Below are 16,771 nucleotides of genomic sequence, written 5' to 3' on the forward strand. Positions count from 1 at the left end.
ACTTCTAACGCAAAATCAATCAGTCGGCTGCTGGAGCTTCTACCGGCTTGACTGCTTCTTCGTAGGAGACCGATTTGTCGGTCACACTAGCTTTCTGCAGAACAGTATCCACAACTTGTTCTTCCAGCACAACCGAACGCACTTCGTTCAGTTGCTGCTCGTTTTTGTAGTACCACGACACGACCTGCTCTGGCTCCTGGTAAGCGGAAGCCATTTCCTGAATCATTTCGCGAACGCGAGCTTCGTCAGGCTTGAGGTCGAACTGCTTGACCACTTCAGCAACGATCAGGCCCAGCACGACGCGGCGCTTGGCTTGCTCTTCGAACAGCTCGGCCGGCAGTTGGTCTGGCTTGATGTTGCCGCCGAACTGCTGAACAGCCTGTACGCGCAGACGGTCAACTTCGTTGGACAGCAGAGCCTTTGGCACTTCGATCGGGTTGGTGGCCAGCAGACCGTCCATTACCTGATTCTTGACCTTGGATTTGATCGCTTGACGCAGTTCACGCTCCATGTTCTTGCGAACTTCGGTGCGGAAGCCGTCGATGCCGCTTTCCTTGATGCCGAATTGAGCGAAGAACTCTTCGTTCAGCTCAGGCAGCTTAGGCTCGGACACAGTGTTGACGGTCACGGTGAACTCGGCGGTTTTGCCAGCCAGGTCCAGGTTCTGATAGTCCTCAGGGAAGGTCAGGTTCAGAACGCGTTCTTCGCCGGCTTTAGCGCCAACCAGGCCTTCTTCGAAGCCCGGGATCATACGGCCGGAACCCAGTACCAGCTGAGTGCCCTTGGCGGAGCCGCCAGCGAACACTTCGCCGTCAACCTTGCCAACGAAATCGATGTTCAGCTGGTCTTCGTTCTGAGCAGCGCGGTCGGCCACTTCGAAACGGGTGTTCTGCTTGCGCAGGATGTCGAGCATCTTGTCCAGATCAGCGTCAGCCACTTCAGCGCTCAGACGCTCAACGGTGATGCCTTCGAAGCCAGCAACGGTGAACTCAGGGAAGACTTCGAATACAGCAACGTATTCCAGATCCTTGCCCGCTTCGAGCGACTTTGGCTCGATCGAAGGCGAACCGGCAGGGTTGAGCTTCTGCTCGACCACAGCTTCGTAGAAGGAAGACTGGATGACGTCGCCTACCGCTTCCTGACGCGCATCAGCACCGAAACGGCGCTTGATTTCGCTCATTGGCACTTTGCCTGGACGGAAGCCAGCAATTTTGGCCTTTTGGGCAGTCTGCTGCAGACGCTTGTTGACCTGAGTCTCGATGCGCTCTGCCGGCACGGTGACGCTCATGCGGCGCTCGAGAGCAGTAGTATTTTCAACAGAAACTTGCATGGATATTCCTCGTTGCACAGACGTTAGCCGGCCGTTTCCGACCCCAGAATCAAGGGCATGCATTCTAGTGGGTCAAACTCAAGAAGTCACCCTACTGGAAACGGGTAAAAAAACAGCAGGCAATTTATAGGGAGCGCCGCACGAATGCCGTGCACTCCACTGGCGAATACAAGCGATCACGTCAGGGCTCTGCAACAACGCTTCTATATATAGAAGCAACTACCAGATAGGCCCCGACAGGCGTTCCGGCAAAACCGGAACGACGAGCAGTTCAGCGTCATCCGATCCTTTAAAAGCGATGAAGTGCCCTGCCCTGCGCCTCGAAATCGGCCATGGCCGGATTTCGAAACCGCTAAAACAAAAAAGGCGCCAGACTGTTAAATCTGGCGCCTTTCGAAATATGGGGTGGACGATGGGGATCGAACCCACGACAACGGGAGTCACAATCCCGTGCTCTACCAACTGAGCTACGCCCACCATATTGCGTAACAAAAAAGCCAAACAACTTCTTTGTCGAAACTTCATCAGGCCCTAGGCACAGGTGAAGCTTTATTTGGTGCGGATGAAGAGACTCGAACTCTTACGCCTCGCGGCGCTGGAACCTAAATCCAGTGTGTCTACCAATTCCACCACATCCGCGGATGAAGCTTTTAAAGCAAAGGCGCCAGACCGTTAAATCTGGCGCCTTTCGAAATATGGGGTGGACGATGGGGATCGAACCCACGACAACGGGAGTCACAATCCCGTGCTCTACCAACTGAGCTACGCCCACCATATCGCGTTACTTGTGCCAAAGCTGCCTAATGGCGCACCCGGCAGGACTCGAACCTGCGACCATCCGCTTAGAAGGCGGATGCTCTATCCAGCTGAGCTACGGGCGCCTTGTTAATCTGTACTCTTAAAGGACTACAAACTAAGTGCTTTCCAGCGTCGCAGAACCTTGATTCCGCTTCACCTTCTTAACCAGTGCTAGGCTGTGCCCGACAAGTGCGACGAATAGTATAGAGGGCTCCAAAGGTCGTCAAATCCTTTTTGAAAAAAATTCATTTAATTAAAGGAGTTAGAGGAATTTGCTGACCAAGCGCCTTTGCCCTCACCGCTCGACATGCGAGAATGCGTTCTCATTTTTTCCCCTCTCGATGGTTAATCACGCGCAATGACTGCACAACTAATCGACGGCAAATCGATCGCCGCCAGCCTGCGCCAGCAGATCGCCCAACGAGTTGCCGAGCGTCGCCAGCAAGGCCTGCGCACGCCCGGCCTCGCGGTGATCCTGGTCGGCAGCGATCCTGCCTCTCAGGTTTATGTCTCGCACAAGCGTAAAGACTGTGAAGAGGTTGGCTTCCTCTCTCAAGCCTACGACCTGCCCTCCGACACCACTCAGGACGCCCTGACCGATCTGATCGATCGCCTCAACGACGATCCGGCTATCGACGGCGTTCTCCTGCAGTTGCCTCTGCCCGAACACCTCGACGCGTCCAAGCTGCTGGAACGCATCCGCCCGGACAAAGACGTCGACGGCTTCCACCCGTACAACGTCGGTCGCCTGGCCCAGCGTATTCCGCTGCTGCGCCCCTGCACCCCGAAAGGCATCATGACCTTGCTGGAAAGCACTGGCGCTGATCTTTACGGGATGGACGCGGTAGTCGTGGGCGCCTCCAATATCGTCGGTCGCCCGATGGCCATGGAATTGCTGCTGGCCGGCTGCACCGTCACTGTGACTCACCGCTTCACCAAGGATCTGGCGGGCCACGTCGGCCGCGCTGATCTGGTGGTCGTTGCCGCCGGCAAGCCGGGCCTGGTCAAGGGCGAGTGGATCAAGGAAGGCGCGATCGTGATCGACGTCGGCATCAACCGTCAGGACGACGGCAAACTGGTCGGTGATGTCGTTTACGAAACCGCCCTGCCCCGCGCCGGCTGGATCACCCCGGTACCGGGCGGCGTTGGCCCGATGACCCGCGCCTGCCTGCTGGAAAACACGCTCTACGCCGCAGAAACCCTGCACGTCTGATCGAATTTTTCCGCTGCACCAGAACCCCGCCTCGTGCGGGGTTTTTAGTGCCTGAGAAAAAACTTCAACCGTTCGCCGGAAACCGCTCTTTTTACAGGCCTTTTCACGAGATTTTCAGGTCTTACAAACAACCATCGACAGTTCTTCAGCCATACTCCTAAAATGCGCCGGTTTTGAGAAATAACCCGTTACAAACTAACGGTATATCCAACCTTTTAGAGTTCGCCCGCGTGAAAATTCTGCTCTCGATTCTGAGCCTGTTGTTTGCTGTTACAGGCACATTCATCACGCCAACGATCAACGCTGCGGAAACCACCGCTGCTCCACGTGACGCTTCGACATTGAAGATCGCGTCTGGCAGCGCCCTGCTCATGGATATGCAGACCAACAAAGTCATTTATTCCAGCAACCCTGACGTGATCGTACCGATCGCTTCCGTCAGCAAGCTGATGACTGGCCTTGTCGTGGTGGAAGCTCGACAGAACATGGACGAATGGATCGATGTCGATATCAGGAACACCCCGGAAATGAAGGGTGTGTTCTCCCGCGTCAAACTCAAGAGTGAGCTGCCGCGCCGCGAGATGCTGCTGATCGCCTTGATGTCTTCGGAAAACCGTGCCGCCGCCAGCCTCGCGCACCACTATCCAGGTGGCTACGCTGCTTTTATCGCGGCAATGAACGCCAAGGCCAAGGCGCTTGGCATGACCAGCACGCACTTTGTCGAGCCGACCGGGCTGTCAGAGCGCAACGTTTCCACCGCCCGCGACCTGAGCAAATTGCTGGTGGCCGCGCACAAGCAACCGCTTCTGGTGCAACTGACCACCACCAAGGAAAAGACCGTGGCGTTCCGCAAGCCCAACTACACCTTGGGCTTCCGCAATACCGACCACTTGGTCAATAAGGCCGATTGGGACATCAAGATTACCAAGACCGGTTTTACCAACCCGGCCGGCCATTGCCTGGTGCTGGTGACGAAGATGGGCAACCGTCCGGTCGCCCTGGTGATTCTCGATGCGTTCGGCAAATACACGCATTTTGCCGACGCCAGCCGTATCCGCAGCTGGGTGGAAACCGGGCGCAGCGCCAACGTGCCTGCCGTGGCACAGCAATACAAAGCCGACAAGAACCTCAAGAGCCGTCAGAGCGGCGTGGTCGAAGCGGCAAAGTAGATCCGGCAATCATGAAGAAGCCCCGAATGTTCGGGGCTTTTTTTCGTCTGCGCGTCAGTCGTTGGGCAGTGGCATCTTGTCGTCATCAGGAATGCCATCGCCCGAGCTCGGCTCTGGCGAAACGTCCGGCGTCAGCACATTTGGCCGCGCCATCGGGTCGCGCATCGGGCTGTCCGGGTCCAGCACCGGATCAACCTCCGGCTCCGGCGTGGTCGGTACGCTGTCAGGTTTGTGGTCATCGAAGCTTGAATCGGTACTCATACGCACCTCACATCAAGGTTTCAGATCGGCTAACGGATCATAGGGCTTGGCCGGTTTCTTCGGATCTTCACCGGGCTCGACATCCTGCGGGGCCTTAGCCGGACCGACCGGATCAACTTGCGGATCCTCGAGGTCCGGCGAATCCGGATCGAAGCCCAGATCATCGCCCGAGGAATGTTCGGACGAGTGTGGGCCTTTCGGGGTTTGGGAATCTGCCATGTTGCCTCCTTGATTCACCCGCGAAGCACGGGCATTAATCTTCAGAGGCCGGCCCGGCGCAGTCGTGCCCGGCAGATGACGAACGGAGGTTTATTGCGCCGCCAGAGCCTTTCGCGCCTGCGCCGCAGCGTTTTCTTCACCGGCCTGCGCCAGTTCATCGGCGGCTTTCAGCCAACGGGAGCGGTCGACGGCTGCCGGGATCTGCGACGGTTTCTGAATCAGGATCGCCCAGCCACCGGCCTTTTCGAGCGCTGCTTGAAAGCTGCCGAAATCCATCAACTGCCGACGATTCATGCCGGCGCGCAGCAGGACCTTCTGTTTGTTGCGGTCGTAGCCGGACAGGATCGCGTAACGCGGCTCGGCCCAGAATGCCGAACCTTCACTGAAACGCACCATGACCGGGTAGCCCGCCGCGACCTGGGTCAGCAAGGCTGGCAGCTGGCTGTCGAGCGGATAAACCACCAGGCCATATTCGCGGGCGAGGTTCTGCATGTTCTGCTGCAGCTTGTCCTCAGCGCCCGGCAAGTGCAGCGGTTTTTCCAGAAGGCCCGGGGTGATGACGATGCCTTGTTGCGACAGCAGACTGGCCAGCACCTGCGGCCCGCTCTGATTGGCTTCGCCACGATAAAAGGTGCCGCTGAGTTCAACTCGCTCCGGCAAGCGTTTGACTTCTGGCGCTACGTTGCCCGCACATCCGCTCAGCACCACCGCGCAAGCGCCGGCAAGCAACGCTCCGCGCACTCGAGAAAATACCTGCACCATCAATCACTCTCTTCCAGACGCCGGTCATCGTGTTCCGGCAACGCCAGCGATCATAGAGCCGCACCCGCCAGAGGTATAGCCTTAAACGGCAGAGCGGGCGATTGCATAGAGCAAACTGATTGGTCACTAACGACCTTTGGTCAATAGCTTGAAACACCCCATTGACTAGACTGTCACTGAAATAGAGCGAATTGCGAAAAGCGAGCGCCCGACGCAGGGCGAAGAGGAGGCACCAATGAGCCTGACCATGACCATCGTAATGTTGATAGCCGGCTGGCTGGCCGTGGCGACTGCCATGTTGTGGGGTGTGCTGCGGATTTCGCGGCGGCATCATCCGGTGCAGACGATGCCGGTTGAGGAAACAGAGAAGCATCCAGTGCGGCACGCTGCTGCGCATTGAAGATCAAGAGCCCCTCACCCTGGCCCTCTCCCGGAGGGAGAGGGAACTGACCGGGTTGTTCTTCCGAATTAGGTCGACGTGAAATATCCAGCCGAACTCAGGATCTGAAAAGCCCCCCCAATCGGCCCCCTCTCCCTCGGGAGAGGGCTGGGCGGGCGGCGTTCCGATGAGGGGCAAGCTCTAAACCACACCCCCCAACATCAAAGCGAAAAAAAACCGCCTGAGCTCAACAGCCCAGGCGGTTTTTTGTGTTCTCAGCGATTACGCCTGCTGAACAACCTTCTTCTGCTTCGCCCGGCGCGACAGCATGTTCAACACTTCGATACCGGCCGAGAACGCCATGGCCGCGTACACATAACCTTTCGGAACATGGGCGCCGAAGCCTTCGGCGATCAGCGTCATGCCGATCATGATCAGGAAGCCCAGCGCCAGCATGACCACGGTCGGGTTGTCGTTGATGAACTTGGCCAGCGGATCAGCCGCCAGCAGCATCACCAGCACCGACACCACCACCGCGATGATCATGATCGGCAAGTGTTCGGTCATGCCGACAGCGGTAATGATGCTGTCGATCGAGAACACCATGTCGAGCATCAGGATCTGACCGATGGCCGCGGCAAAACCCAGGGTTACGGTCGAAGTCGCGGTCTTCGGGTCTTCCGGCGACGGGTCCATGCTGTGATGGATCTCGGTCGTGGCCTTCCACACCAGGAACAGGCCACCGGCGATCAGGATCATGTCCTTCCAGGAGAACGCCTGGCCAAGGATTTCGATCACAGGCTCGGTCAACTGCACGATGAACGCGATGGTGCTCAACAGGGCCAGACGCAGAATCAGGGCCATGCCGATACCGATACGACGCGCCTTCTGCCGATGCTGTTCGGGCAATTTGTTGGTCAGGATCGAAATAAAGATCAGGTTATCGATGCCGAGCACGATTTCCATTACCACCAGTGTGGCCAAAGCAACCCAAGCGGTGGGGCTGGCGGCGAGTTCTAACAGATATTCCATGGGTCAGTCCTGACTCTGTGTAAGACGGTTTAGATGGTCTTGGAGGAAGATTCGGATTCTTCCGCTTGTTTTTCCGGTGTTTCTTTTTTCTCGATCAAACCACCAGTGGCATCGCTGAGCGCTTGCTCAGCGGCTTTATGGGTGTCGTCGATTGCTTGTTTGGCGGTTTCAGCCGCCGCGCCCATCAGTTGTTGGGCGCTTTTTTCCGCCTGATCACAACCGGCCAGAACCAGTAAAGACGCAAACATCACTGCGGGAAATGTGTATTTCATAAGGTTTCCTTCGAATGAACAGACAGGCGCACACACCGGCCGTCGATGGCTGGGCATTCTAGGGAGATGAACACTTCAGGAAAATTCGTATTTTTAGCGGCTATACTTCGGTTTTCACGAAGTGGCCATCACTATGCTCAATTACCGACAACTGCATTACTTCTGGGTTGTAGCCAAAACCGGCAGCATCGTCCGGGCGTGCGAGCAGCTGAACCTGACGCCACAGACGATCAGCGGACAGATTTCACTGCTCGAACAAACCTATGGCGTGGAATTGTTTCGCCGGGTTGGCCGACAGCTGGAGCTCACGGAAGCCGGGCGCCAGGCCCTGCCCTACGCCGAGCAGATGTTTCAACTGGGCGGCGAGCTGGAGCTGATGCTGCGAGCGCAGCCCAACGAGCAGCAGATCCTCTTTCGCGTCGGCGTGGCCGACGTGGTGCCCAAATCCATTGTTTATCGCCTGATCGCGCCGACCATGGAATTGAGCGAGCCGCTGCGCATCACCTGTCGCGAAGACAAACTCGAACGTCTGCTCGCTGATCTGGCCATCCAGCGTCTGGATCTGGTGATTTCCGACAGCCCGATGCCTTCGCATCTGGACATCAAAGGCTACAGCCAGAAGCTCGGTGAGTGCGGGATCAGCTTCTTCGCCACCGCCGAACTTGCCGCGCAGTATGGCCAGGATTTCCCGCGCAGCCTGCACGGCGCACCGTTGCTGATTCCCGGCGCGGAAACCGTGGTGCGCAGCCGTTTGCAGCGCTGGTTCGCCGAACAGCAGATCCAGCCGCAGATTGTCGGCGAGTTCGATGACAGTGCTTTGATGCAGGCCTTCGGCCAATCCGGCAGCGGGATTTTTATTGGTCCGAGCGTGATTGCCGAGGAAGTGAAGCGCCAGTACGGCGTCGAGCTGATTGGCCAGACCGACGCGGTGAGCGAGTCGTTCTATGCCATTTCCGTGGAGCGCAAGGTCAAGCACCCTGGCATCGTAGCGATTACCGAAGGTGCCCGACGCGAGCTGTTTACCGGATTATGAAGCGCAGACTTCACGCGGCTTCAGCGTCATCAGCACCATGGCGAGGAACACCGACAGCAGGATGAACCCAGCAGCGGCAAAGCCGAGAAAGCCCAGCCCGGCACTGTCGATCACCCGACCGCCAACCATTGCGCCCAGGCCGATACCGAGGTTGGCTCCGGCGATGTTCAGCGACGCAGCAAAGGCCGGCGCTTCCGGCGCGGCTTTCATCAGACGCACATGGCTGACCAGGAACAACGCCGCCTGGGTCACGCCCCAGATGCCCATCGCCACCGCCAGACCCACTGGCGAATGAATGTTCGGCACCAGCGAAACCATGCCCGCGATCATGAACGCACAGAACAACACCGACGCCCCCAGCGGATGCCGATCCACCGCGCGCCCGCCAAGCGAGTTGCCGATCAGCCCGACTGCGCCAAACGCCATCAGGCACCAGCCGACCACGGTGCCGTTGAAACCGGCGAGTCGTTCGAGGATGTCGGCAAGGTAGGTGTAAGCGGTAAACATGCCGCTGAACACCAGAATCGACAACAAGATATGGCCGAGCATCAGCGGGCTGCGCAGGATCTTGAACTGTGAACGGAAGCTGACCTGATGCTGGTGCAGACTGGTTTTCGGCAGATAGACAAACAGCAGCAAGGCTTTGGCAAACGCGATCAACGCGAGAATGCCGAATGCGCTGCGCCAGCCGAACGCATCGGAAATCAACGTACCGACCGGAATGCCGAACACCGTGGCGCAGACAATACCGAAGCCGATCTTGGCGATGGCGCGGCCGGCGAAATCCGGGCCGACGATGTCCACCGCCGTCTCACTGGCCAAGGCCCAGAACACCGGCAAACCCAACGCCGGAATCAGACGCGCGATGGCCATCACCCAGATATTCGGCGCCAACGCTGCAACGGTATTGGCCAGACCGAACATGATCAGAATGCTGATGAACAGTTTGCGCCGTTCGAATCGGGCGAAATACGCGGTCAGAAACGGGCCGAACAGCGCCACGGTAAAGGCGAACAAGGTCACCAGCAGCCCGGCTTGCGGGATGCTGACTTCGAGGTCTCGGGCGATCGCCGGCAACAGGCCGACAATGACGAATTCCGTGGTCAGCACCGTGAACCCGGCGGCGGACAACAGAAGAATAGGCAACAGCATGCGCAACTCCAGCAAAACGACGACACCAGCGATGACCCGGAGGCCCGCTGGCAGAACTTGAAAATGAGGATGGCGAAGCTTAACAGACTGCGTCCGCACTGAGTTGCCCAAAACTGCCGATCTGCCGGGCCGATCCGGTGGCAGATCGTCACAGGCCTGAAGGTTCACGCCTACGCTGTGATAAAGTCCGCGCCCTGAAAATCGTACAGCTGTTCAACGTGCCGTTTGGCGGCGTTGATGTCACTTCGACAGGCGTTTCGTGACTGCCCACGACGCTTCGCACCCTATAAAAAACAGAGATGCCGCTATGACCGCTTCATCCCCTTCGTTACTGCAACGCCTGAAACGCCTGAGTCTGGTGACCCAGATCGTCATTGGTCTGATCGCCGGTATCGCCCTGGCCCTGATTGCACCGGAGCTGGCGAAGTCCACCGCGTTCATCGGCAAAGTGTTTGTCTCGGCGTTGAAAGCCGTGGCGCCGATTCTGGTGTTCGTGCTGGTGATGGCCTCGATCGCCAACCACAAGCACGGCCAGGAAACCCACATCCGGCCGATCCTGTTCCTCTACCTGCTGGGCACTTTCGCCGCAGCGGTGGTGGCCGTGGTTGCCAGCATGAGCTTTCCGTCGAATCTGGTGCTGTCGACGGAAAACGTTGCTGTGACTGCGCCCGGCGGCATCGGCGAAGTCCTGCAAAGCCTGTTGCTGAGCGTCGTCGATAACCCGGTCAGCGCGCTGATGAATGCCAACTTCATCGGCATTCTGGCCTGGGCGATCGGCATGGGCATTGCCATCCGCCACGCTGGCGACACCACTCGCGAAGTGCTCGGTGACTTGTCCAACGGCGTCACCGTGATCGTCCGCGTGGTCATTCGCTTCGCGCCGCTGGGCATTTTCGGCCTGGTCGCTTCGACACTGGCCACCTCCGGTTTCGGCGCGCTGCTCGGCTACGCGCACCTGCTGGCGGTGCTGCTGGGCTGCATGCTGTTCGTCGCGCTGGTGATGAACCCGCTGATCGTGTTCTGGAAGCTGCGCCGCAATCCCTACCCGCTGACCCTGATGTGCCTGCGCGAAAGCGGCATCACCGCGTTCTTCACCCGCAGCTCGGCGGCGAACATTCCGGTCAACCTGGAATTGAGCAAGCGCCTGGGCCTGCACGAAGACACCTACTCGGTATCGATCCCGCTGGGTGCGACCATCAACATGGCCGGTGCGGCGATCACCATTACCGTGCTGACCCTGGCGGCGGTGCACACTTTAGGCATCGCAGTGGACATTCCGACCGCAATCCTGCTCAGCGTAGTCGCAGCCATTTGCGCGTGTGGTGCCTCGGGTGTGGCCGGTGGTTCGCTGCTGCTGATTCCGCTGGCGTGCAGCCTGTTCGGCATCCCGAGCGAAATCGCCATGCAGGTCGTGGCGGTGGGCTTCATTATTGGCGTGCTGCAGGATTCGGCGGAGACCGCGCTGAACTCGTCGACTGACGTGCTGTTTACAGCAGCGGCTTGCCTGGGCGAGGAAGAGAAGGCTCAGCGTACGGCGTAACCGCCTTACCTTGTGGGAGCGAGCCTGCTCGCGAAAGGGGCGAGACATTCAGCATTAATATCGCCTGATACGCTGCATTCGCGAGCAGGCTCGCTCCCACAGAAAAACAAAAGCCCGCCAAGGCGCGAACCTTGGCGGGCTTTTTCGTATCCGGGTGTTTAGAACGCGCCCATGTAATCGCGCTTGCCCACTTCAACGCCGTTATGACGCAGCAGCGCGTAGGTGGTGGTGACGTGGAAGAAGAACTGCGGCAAGCCGTAAGTCAGCAGATACGCCTGACCACTGAAGCGCTTCTCTTTCGGCGTGCCCGGACGGGTCACGATTTCGATGCCTTCCTTGCCGTCGATCTGCTCTGGCTTGATCTCGCCAATGAAGGCCAGAACCTTGGTGATCAGCGCTTGCAGTTCGGCAAAGGTAGTTTCAGTGTCGTCGTACTTCGGCAGTTCGACTTCGGCCAGACGCGCCGACACGCCTTTGGCGAAATCCACGGCGATCTGCACCTGACGCACCAGCGGGAACATGTCCGGGTACAGACGCGCTTGCAGGAAGACGCTCTGGTCGATGTTTTTCGCGCTGGCGTGGGCTTCGGCCTTTTTCAGCACATCGCTCAGGGCGTTGAGCATTTGTTGAAAAACCGGGACGGATGCGGCGTACAGTGAAATGGTCATGGCAGTCTCATGTGATGGCTGGGTAATACGTGGTGGCGATTATAGCCATGCTTGATGAGCACACGGCTTGCCTTTTGTTTGGCAAGGATTAGGCTAGGCGGCTTCGACTGCAGAGGGAACGCGCGATGAGCAACGAACAAGAATCCACCTCCGAACAGCCACGGTTAAATGCCACGGAAATCCGCATTCTCGGTGCGCTGATCGAAAAACAGGCCACCAGCCCGGAAACCTATCCGCTGACCCTCAACGCGCTGGTGCTGGCCTGCAATCAGAAAACCAGTCGCGAGCCGGTGATGAACCTCAATCAGGGTCAGGTCGGGCAGAGCCTGCGGGCGCTGGAAGGTCGAGGTTTCACCCGGCTGGTGATGGGCAGCCGTGCCGACCGCTGGGAGCACAAGGTAGACAAGGCGCTGGAGCTGGTGCCGGCACAGGTGATTCTGACTGGCTTGATGTTTCTGCGCGGCCCGCAGACCGTCAACGAACTGCTGACCCGCAGCGGGCGCATGCACGAGTTCGAGGACGCCGAGCAGGTAGTTCATCAGCTTGAACGGCTGATCGCGCGCGGTCTGGCGGTATTGATTCCGCGTCAGGCCGGGCAGCGTGAGGATCGTTATACCCATGCCCTGGGCGACCCGGCGGATGTCGAGGCAATATTGGCGGCGCGGCAAAATCCTGGGGAGCGCTCGAGCGCTGGCGTTTCCCTGGAGCGTATCGAAGAACTGGAAGCGCGGATCGCCGCACTCGAAGAACGCCTGGCCCGCCTCGAATAATCGCAACAGAACCTCTGTGGGAGCGAGCCTGCTCGCGAAAGCGTAGTGTCAGTCACCACGACCTCGAATGACCTGCCGCCTTCGCGAGCAGGCTCGCTCCCACAGGGGACATCTGCGAATTTCAGATGTTATTCCCCATCCCAATAATCCACCCCATCCACCTGCCGCGCGACAGCGACAAAGCCCGAGGCCTTGCCCTCGGCATCCACCGTGAAATTATCCATCACCGCATACTTGTTCGAATCCGGATACTCGCAGATCTCCGGCTGCTGCTGAGTGCTGATCGCCAGATAACGCAGCTCATCCGCGCTGGTATTGATGATCTGGTGAGCCTTTTCCGGTCCGCCGGGTGGGCAGGCGATCACATCACCGGCGCGGATCGGAAAACGCTCGCCTCCCAACCGCACCTCGCCCTCCCCGGCCACCACGTAGAACATCTCCTCATTGACCCGATGGCTGTGGAATGGACTGCCGCGCATGCCCGCTGGCAGTGCATACAGGCGATAACCGAGTTTCTGCGCACCGAGTTGCTGGCCGATCCGCGCGAAACGCTGCTGATAACGCCCGGCGGTGTCGCCTTCAGGGGCCAGGGCTTCGGGAAGGGCTTCGAGTTCGACCTCGTTGAGGTTGAGGATGGGCGGATGCATGGGCGGCCTCGGTTATGGTTTTTGTGGTGGGCACATCTGTGCGTGCTGGCGAGGATTATAGATAGTGATCCAGAACCGCAGCGCGGCCTTCGCGAGCAGGCTCGCTCCCACATTCAATCGCATTCCAGCTCAACCTGTGGGAGCGAGCCTGCTCGCGAAGAGGCCAGCCCAGCCACTAAAAGATCAATCAGCCACGCGCAAAATCCACCGCCGCCGCAAACTGCGCCTCATTCGGCCGCACCCCGGTGTACAGCACAAACTGCTCCAGCGCCTGGATCGCTATCACTTCCAGCCCGGTGATCACTCGCTTGCCCTCGGCCCGCGCCCGCACAATCAGCGGCGTCTCCGAAGGGATCGCCACCACGTCGAATACAGTCTCAGCCGCTTTGATCACTTCAGGCTCGAACGCCAGTTGCCCCGCCTCCGGCCCGCCGTCCATGCCTACCGGGGTGACATTGATCAGCATCTGAGGGCGCTCGTCACCCAGCTCGGCCTGCCAGCGATAACCCAGCGAATCCGCCAGGGCGCGGCCGGCCCGCTCGTTACGGGCGACAATCAAACCGTTCTTGTAGCCACCATCGCGCAGGGCGCTGGCCACCGCTTTGGCCATGCCGCCGCTGCCGCGCAGGGCGAAGGTGGAATCCTTCGGCACCGCGTGGCTCTCCAGCAATTGCGCGACGGCGATGTAATCGGTGTTGTAGGCCTTGAGGTGGCCGCCAGTGTTGACGATGGTGTTGATCGACTGGATCGCCGCCGCCGACGCATCCAGCTCATCGACCAGCGCAATGCAGGCTTCCTTGAACGGCATCGACACGCCGCAGCCACGAATGCCCAGTGCCCGGATGCCACCGACCGCGCCGGTCAGGTCCTGGCTGCTGAACGCCTTGTAGTAGAAGTTCAGGCCCAGCTGTTCATACAAATGGTTGTGAAAACGCAGACCGAAATTCCCCGGCCGCCCGGACAGGGACATGCACAATTGGGTGTCTTTGTTCGGGTTCATCTGCATGAAACTTCTCCTTCAAACGCACTTTCGGATGGACGGGATTGGCCAGCCCACCGGGTTCTGAATCATCATTTGGGCTTGTTTGTGGCGCCGCGTAGCCGGGTAAAGAAGCCGGTACAGACCTTACACAAAATTTACCCAGCGGCTGTGCTGAATTTCGCAAATTTGCTGTCTTAGCTGTATCCCCGCGACAACTGTGGGCCTGATTCAGGCCGCGGCGCCGGGTCGAAGAACCGAGGACTTATCATGATTCGTAAACTTCCCATCATGGCTTTGTTGATTGGCGCACTTGCCGTCACCGGCCAGGCTGAAGCGGGTGGTGGCCATGGCTGGCAGGGCCCTGCAGTGTTTGGCGCGATCGTCGGCTCGGCCATCATCGGCTCGGCACTGATCAACCAGGATCGGCCGGTGTACGTGCAGCAGCAGCCGGTTTATGTACAGCCGCAACCGGTCTACGTGCAGCAACCGCCACCGCCGGTCTATTACCAGCCGGCGCCGGTGTATGTGCAGCAACCGGTCTACGTGCAGCCGGCCCCCGTCTATTACGGCCCGCCTCGTGGTTATTACGGTCGCCCCCACGGCTACTACGGCGGCCCGCATGGCTACTACGGCGGTCCACGCTGGTAAGCGCAACACAGAGCCCCGTTTTCAAGCGGGGCTTTTTTATGACCGCTGGTCGGCCAACGTCTGAAAAAATCTCGCCAAGGTCGCTGTGAGAACAGTTTGAGCAGCTAAAGTCGGCATGATGGAATCGACCGTAGAGATTTTTTTCATCAAACGGTCACCGCTTTGTCATGACGGAACCGCAATCTGAATCCGTCCGTAAACAACAGATCGATAACAACAAGGACGACTGTATGCCCACACAAAACCCGCACCGCATCGTCGGTCTGTGCACCTCGAGCAAGGTGTACAGCGCACTCACCGAGCTCAAGCATCTGGAAGGCCATCGCTGCGCCAAGCTGCTGTCCCTGCTCGCCGAAAACCTCGTGCACAAGGGCCTGCTCAATGAGCGCGAAGTCATGCACATGCTCGATCAAGTGGTCGAATGACGCCAGACCTCACTGGCATCAATGACCACTATCGAAAGCGTTGATTGTCCGTCGTGCCGGCAAATCCCTAAGGTAGCCCCATCAGTTTGATGGAGGTTTTCCCATGGCACAGGTTCAAATCATGTCGGTGATCGGCAGCGCAGTTCCCGCTTCGCTGCGTGCATCCGGTTTGCTCGCTTGCTGGTATCTGGTGCGCGATGGCGAGCCGATCAGCGGCCCGCTCACCTCGTTACCAGCGGCGCAGGCCTTGTCGCAACAGGTCGCCAGCAGCACGTTTCATGCTTAAGGCAGTTGCACCTTGGGCTTGGTCTCGACGAACAGCGCCCAGCTCGACAGGAACAATGCGGCAATCAGCGGCCCGATCACAAAGCCATTGAGGCCGAAGACCGCGAGGCCGCCGAGGGTCGAGACCAGAATCAAGTAATCGGGCATTTTCGTATCTTTGCCCACCAGAATCGGGCGCAGCACGTTGTCGACCAGGCCGATCACGAATACGCCGAACAAGCCTAGCACCACGCCCTGCCAGATCATGCCGCTGAGCAGGAAGTACACCGCCACCGGCGCCCAGACAATCCCCGCACCCACCGCTGGCAACAGCGACAGAAACGCCATCAGTACCGCCCAGAGCAACGCGCTGGGAATGTCGAGAAACCAGAAAATCAGCCCGCCCAGCGCACCTTGGGTCACGGCCACCACCACGTTGCCTTTGACTGTCGCGCGCACCACGCGGTTGAACTTCAGTTGCAGGCGGCGCTTGTGGTTTTCTTCCAGCGGCACGGCGGTTCGCATCTTGCGCGCCAGCTCGGGGCCGTCACGCAGAAAGAAAAACAGCAGATAGAGCATGATGAAAAAGCTCACCACGAATTCGAACGTGCCCTGACCGAAACTGAACGCCTGAGTCGCCAGCGCCTGGCTGCCCTGCATCGCCGCTTTGACGATCTTCTCGCGCAAGCTGTCGAGTTCGCCCATGCCAAAGCGGTCGAGCAAGTGCTGAAAGTAAGGCGGCAGGCTGTGTTTGAACTGCGCCAGATACGCAGCGATGTCCAGCTCGCCGCTTTCAATGTTCTTGTAGACAGTCGCCCCTTCCTGCACCAGCAGGATGCTGACGATGATCACCGGCAGAATCGCGACCACCAGGCACAGGCTCAAGGTGCACAGCGACGTCACGTTGCGTTGCCAGCCGAACTTCTGCTGCAACCTGCGCTGTACCGGCGCAAACAGAATGCCGAGGATGACAGCCCAGAATACCGCGCCGTAGAACGGCAGCAGAATCCAGATAAAGGCCACCGTGACCAGCACCAGCAGCACTGTCAGGGATTTGAATTGCAGACTCTTTTCGTTCATATCCGGTCCATGTCAGTCAGGCGTCACGCACGCCCGCCCCACTTAGTCAGCCGCCGAGCGCGCGAGTGCCATGTTTATTCATGGAGCATAGATCCAGATCAATGAACCCTCGCAACAGCTGCCCTAC

20 protein-coding genes and 4 tRNA genes are annotated in these 16,771 nt (G+C 58.9%); 9 read left to right on the forward strand and 15 right to left on the reverse strand.

Annotation, left to right across the window (positions count from 1 at the left end):
• Positions 1-19 precede the first annotated feature (19 nt).
• From tig to ACZ9BE_RS14695, 5 genes are all read right to left on the reverse strand, one after another.
• Entirely contained in the window at positions 20-1,330 is a 1,311-nt protein-coding gene (tig, locus tag ACZ9BE_RS14675; protein WP_016775337.1) for a trigger factor, read from the reverse strand.
• A gap of 401 nt (positions 1,331-1,731) precedes the next feature.
• Positions 1,732-1,807, reverse strand: a tRNA-His gene (locus ACZ9BE_RS14680).
• A 77-nt stretch (positions 1,808-1,884) separates the two neighbouring features.
• Positions 1,885-1,969: transfer RNA gene (locus tag ACZ9BE_RS14685), tRNA-Leu, on the reverse strand.
• Positions 1,970-2,026: 57 nt separating this feature from the next.
• Positions 2,027-2,102: transfer RNA gene (locus tag ACZ9BE_RS14690), tRNA-His, on the reverse strand.
• 32 nt (positions 2,103-2,134) lie between these two features.
• Positions 2,135-2,211: transfer RNA gene (locus ACZ9BE_RS14695), tRNA-Arg, on the reverse strand.
• Positions 2,212-2,486: 275 nt separating this feature from the next.
• On the opposite strand from ACZ9BE_RS14695, the gene folD reads away from it, so the two are divergent.
• Both folD and pbpG read left to right on the forward strand, forming a co-directional pair.
• Complete coding sequence (gene folD / locus ACZ9BE_RS14700) at positions 2,487-3,341, forward strand: bifunctional methylenetetrahydrofolate dehydrogenase/methenyltetrahydrofolate cyclohydrolase FolD (RefSeq protein WP_016775338.1); 855 nt, start codon at positions 2,487-2,489, stop codon at positions 3,339-3,341.
• A 230-nt stretch (positions 3,342-3,571) separates the two neighbouring features.
• A complete protein-coding gene (gene pbpG, locus ACZ9BE_RS14705) occupies positions 3,572-4,510 on the forward strand; it encodes a D-alanyl-D-alanine endopeptidase (RefSeq protein WP_056788757.1) in 939 nt (312 codons plus the stop codon).
• A 54-nt stretch (positions 4,511-4,564) separates the two neighbouring features.
• Here pbpG and ACZ9BE_RS14710 read toward each other — a convergent pair whose 3' ends face one another.
• From ACZ9BE_RS14710 to ACZ9BE_RS14720, 3 genes are all read right to left on the reverse strand, one after another.
• Positions 4,565-4,771: a hypothetical protein gene (locus ACZ9BE_RS14710; RefSeq protein ID WP_041477156.1), complete on the reverse strand. Its 207-nt coding sequence runs from the start codon at positions 4,769-4,771 to the stop codon at positions 4,565-4,567.
• A gap of 12 nt (positions 4,772-4,783) precedes the next feature.
• Positions 4,784-4,990 (reverse strand): DUF6021 family protein, encoded by a 207-nt coding sequence (locus tag ACZ9BE_RS14715; RefSeq protein WP_056788754.1) that lies wholly within the window; start codon positions 4,988-4,990, stop codon positions 4,784-4,786.
• Between the two features lie 90 nt (positions 4,991-5,080).
• Positions 5,081-5,752 (reverse strand): cysteine peptidase family C39 domain-containing protein, encoded by a 672-nt coding sequence (locus ACZ9BE_RS14720; protein WP_252882310.1) that lies wholly within the window; start codon positions 5,750-5,752, stop codon positions 5,081-5,083.
• Between the two features lie 235 nt (positions 5,753-5,987).
• On the opposite strand from ACZ9BE_RS14720, the gene ACZ9BE_RS14725 reads away from it, so the two are divergent.
• A complete protein-coding gene (locus ACZ9BE_RS14725; protein WP_252867897.1) occupies positions 5,988-6,152 on the forward strand; it encodes a hypothetical protein in 165 nt (54 codons plus the stop codon).
• A gap of 261 nt (positions 6,153-6,413) precedes the next feature.
• On the opposite strand, the gene ACZ9BE_RS14730 is transcribed toward ACZ9BE_RS14725, so the two are convergent.
• Together ACZ9BE_RS14730 and ACZ9BE_RS14735 are read right to left on the reverse strand one after the other, a co-directional pair.
• The gene (locus tag ACZ9BE_RS14730; RefSeq protein ID WP_056788748.1) at positions 6,414-7,163 is read right to left on the reverse strand and encodes a TerC family protein; all 750 of its coding nucleotides are present in this window, start codon (positions 7,161-7,163) and stop codon (positions 6,414-6,416) included.
• Positions 7,164-7,192: 29 nt separating this feature from the next.
• Positions 7,193-7,435, reverse strand: a complete 243-nt coding sequence (locus tag ACZ9BE_RS14735; RefSeq protein ID WP_024013465.1) for a hypothetical protein — start codon at positions 7,433-7,435, stop codon at positions 7,193-7,195.
• Positions 7,436-7,568: 133 nt separating this feature from the next.
• Here ACZ9BE_RS14735 and nhaR point away from each other — a divergent pair, with 133 nt between their 5' ends.
• Positions 7,569-8,468, forward strand: coding sequence for a transcriptional activator NhaR (gene nhaR, locus ACZ9BE_RS14740; RefSeq protein WP_016775345.1), 900 nt, complete (start codon positions 7,569-7,571; stop codon positions 8,466-8,468).
• Here nhaR and ACZ9BE_RS14745 read toward each other — a convergent pair.
• Positions 8,463-9,620 (reverse strand): MFS transporter, encoded by a 1,158-nt coding sequence (locus ACZ9BE_RS14745; protein WP_024013467.1) that lies wholly within the window; start codon positions 9,618-9,620, stop codon positions 8,463-8,465. The genes nhaR and ACZ9BE_RS14745 overlap by 6 nt on opposite strands.
• Before the next feature lie 307 nt (positions 9,621-9,927).
• On the opposite strand from ACZ9BE_RS14745, the gene sstT reads away from it, so the two are divergent.
• Positions 9,928-11,160: a serine/threonine transporter SstT gene (gene sstT / locus ACZ9BE_RS14750; RefSeq protein ID WP_150741182.1), complete on the forward strand. Its 1,233-nt coding sequence runs from the start codon at positions 9,928-9,930 to the stop codon at positions 11,158-11,160.
• Positions 11,161-11,318: 158 nt separating this feature from the next.
• Here the strand turns inward: sstT and ACZ9BE_RS14755 are convergent, their stop codons facing one another.
• Positions 11,319-11,828: a DUF1993 domain-containing protein gene (locus ACZ9BE_RS14755; protein ID WP_041477165.1), complete on the reverse strand. Its 510-nt coding sequence runs from the start codon at positions 11,826-11,828 to the stop codon at positions 11,319-11,321.
• A gap of 125 nt (positions 11,829-11,953) precedes the next feature.
• On the opposite strand from ACZ9BE_RS14755, the gene ACZ9BE_RS14760 reads away from it, so the two are divergent.
• Positions 11,954-12,598, forward strand: a complete 645-nt coding sequence (locus tag ACZ9BE_RS14760; RefSeq protein ID WP_150741184.1) for a YceH family protein — start codon at positions 11,954-11,956, stop codon at positions 12,596-12,598.
• A 128-nt stretch (positions 12,599-12,726) separates the two neighbouring features.
• Here the strand turns inward: ACZ9BE_RS14760 and ACZ9BE_RS14765 are convergent, their stop codons facing one another.
• On the reverse strand, positions 12,727-13,245 hold the full coding sequence (locus ACZ9BE_RS14765; RefSeq protein WP_041477167.1) for a cupin domain-containing protein: 519 nt from the start codon (positions 13,243-13,245) through the stop codon (positions 12,727-12,729).
• Positions 13,246-13,432: 187 nt separating this feature from the next.
• Complete coding sequence (locus ACZ9BE_RS14770; protein WP_476249618.1) at positions 13,433-14,251, reverse strand: shikimate 5-dehydrogenase; 819 nt, start codon at positions 14,249-14,251, stop codon at positions 13,433-13,435.
• A gap of 243 nt (positions 14,252-14,494) precedes the next feature.
• Here ACZ9BE_RS14770 and ACZ9BE_RS14775 point away from each other — a divergent pair, with 243 nt between their 5' ends.
• From ACZ9BE_RS14775 to ACZ9BE_RS14785, 3 genes are all read left to right on the forward strand, one after another.
• Entirely contained in the window at positions 14,495-14,875 is a 381-nt protein-coding gene (locus ACZ9BE_RS14775; protein ID WP_024013471.1) for a hypothetical protein, read from the forward strand.
• A 230-nt stretch (positions 14,876-15,105) separates the two neighbouring features.
• Positions 15,106-15,300: a hypothetical protein gene (locus tag ACZ9BE_RS14780; protein WP_016770691.1), complete on the forward strand. Its 195-nt coding sequence runs from the start codon at positions 15,106-15,108 to the stop codon at positions 15,298-15,300.
• Positions 15,301-15,403: 103 nt separating this feature from the next.
• Positions 15,404-15,586 carry a hypothetical protein gene (locus ACZ9BE_RS14785; RefSeq protein WP_041477171.1) on the forward strand — a complete coding sequence of 61 codons (183 nt, stop codon included), beginning with the start codon at positions 15,404-15,406 and terminating at the stop codon, positions 15,584-15,586.
• Here ACZ9BE_RS14785 and ACZ9BE_RS14790 read toward each other — a convergent pair.
• Positions 15,583-16,644 carry an AI-2E family transporter gene (locus ACZ9BE_RS14790; protein WP_041477173.1) on the reverse strand — a complete coding sequence of 354 codons (1,062 nt, stop codon included), beginning with the start codon at positions 16,642-16,644 and terminating at the stop codon, positions 15,583-15,585. The genes ACZ9BE_RS14785 and ACZ9BE_RS14790 overlap by 4 nt on opposite strands.
• Positions 16,645-16,771 lie beyond the last annotated feature (127 nt).

This window comes from Pseudomonas sp. TE9122, from assembly GCF_056278925.1.

Coding starts and splice junctions, on each gene's coding strand:
- ACZ9BE_RS14755 (WP_041477165.1), bottom strand. CDS start 11,828: ATGACCATTTCACTGTACGCCGCATCCGTCCCGGTTTTTCAACAAATG.
- ACZ9BE_RS14735 (WP_024013465.1), bottom strand. CDS start 7,435: ATGAAATACACATTTCCCGCAGTGATGTTTGCGTCTTTACTGGTTCTG.
- ACZ9BE_RS14770 (WP_476249618.1), bottom strand. CDS start 14,251: ATGCAGATGAACCCGAACAAAGACACCCAATTGTGCATGTCCCTGTCC.
- ACZ9BE_RS14720 (WP_252882310.1), bottom strand. CDS start 5,752: ATGGTGCAGGTATTTTCTCGAGTGCGCGGAGCGTTGCTTGCCGGCGCT.
- ACZ9BE_RS14725 (WP_252867897.1), top strand. CDS start 5,988: ATGAGCCTGACCATGACCATCGTAATGTTGATAGCCGGCTGGCTGGCC.
- ACZ9BE_RS14710 (WP_041477156.1), bottom strand. CDS start 4,771: ATGAGTACCGATTCAAGCTTCGATGACCACAAACCTGACAGCGTACCG.
- ACZ9BE_RS14730 (WP_056788748.1), bottom strand. CDS start 7,163: ATGGAATATCTGTTAGAACTCGCCGCCAGCCCCACCGCTTGGGTTGCT.
- ACZ9BE_RS14765 (WP_041477167.1), bottom strand. CDS start 13,245: ATGCATCCGCCCATCCTCAACCTCAACGAGGTCGAACTCGAAGCCCTT.
- nhaR (WP_016775345.1), top strand. CDS start 7,569: ATGCTCAATTACCGACAACTGCATTACTTCTGGGTTGTAGCCAAAACC.
- folD (WP_016775338.1), top strand. CDS start 2,487: ATGACTGCACAACTAATCGACGGCAAATCGATCGCCGCCAGCCTGCGC.
- ACZ9BE_RS14760 (WP_150741184.1), top strand. CDS start 11,954: ATGAGCAACGAACAAGAATCCACCTCCGAACAGCCACGGTTAAATGCC.
- ACZ9BE_RS14785 (WP_041477171.1), top strand. CDS start 15,404: ATGGCACAGGTTCAAATCATGTCGGTGATCGGCAGCGCAGTTCCCGCT.
- sstT (WP_150741182.1), top strand. CDS start 9,928: ATGACCGCTTCATCCCCTTCGTTACTGCAACGCCTGAAACGCCTGAGT.
- tig (WP_016775337.1), bottom strand. CDS start 1,330: ATGCAAGTTTCTGTTGAAAATACTACTGCTCTCGAGCGCCGCATGAGC.
- ACZ9BE_RS14780 (WP_016770691.1), top strand. CDS start 15,106: ATGCCCACACAAAACCCGCACCGCATCGTCGGTCTGTGCACCTCGAGC.
- ACZ9BE_RS14790 (WP_041477173.1), bottom strand. CDS start 16,644: ATGAACGAAAAGAGTCTGCAATTCAAATCCCTGACAGTGCTGCTGGTG.
- ACZ9BE_RS14745 (WP_024013467.1), bottom strand. CDS start 9,620: ATGCTGTTGCCTATTCTTCTGTTGTCCGCCGCCGGGTTCACGGTGCTG.
- ACZ9BE_RS14715 (WP_056788754.1), bottom strand. CDS start 4,990: ATGGCAGATTCCCAAACCCCGAAAGGCCCACACTCGTCCGAACATTCC.
- ACZ9BE_RS14775 (WP_024013471.1), top strand. CDS start 14,495: ATGATTCGTAAACTTCCCATCATGGCTTTGTTGATTGGCGCACTTGCC.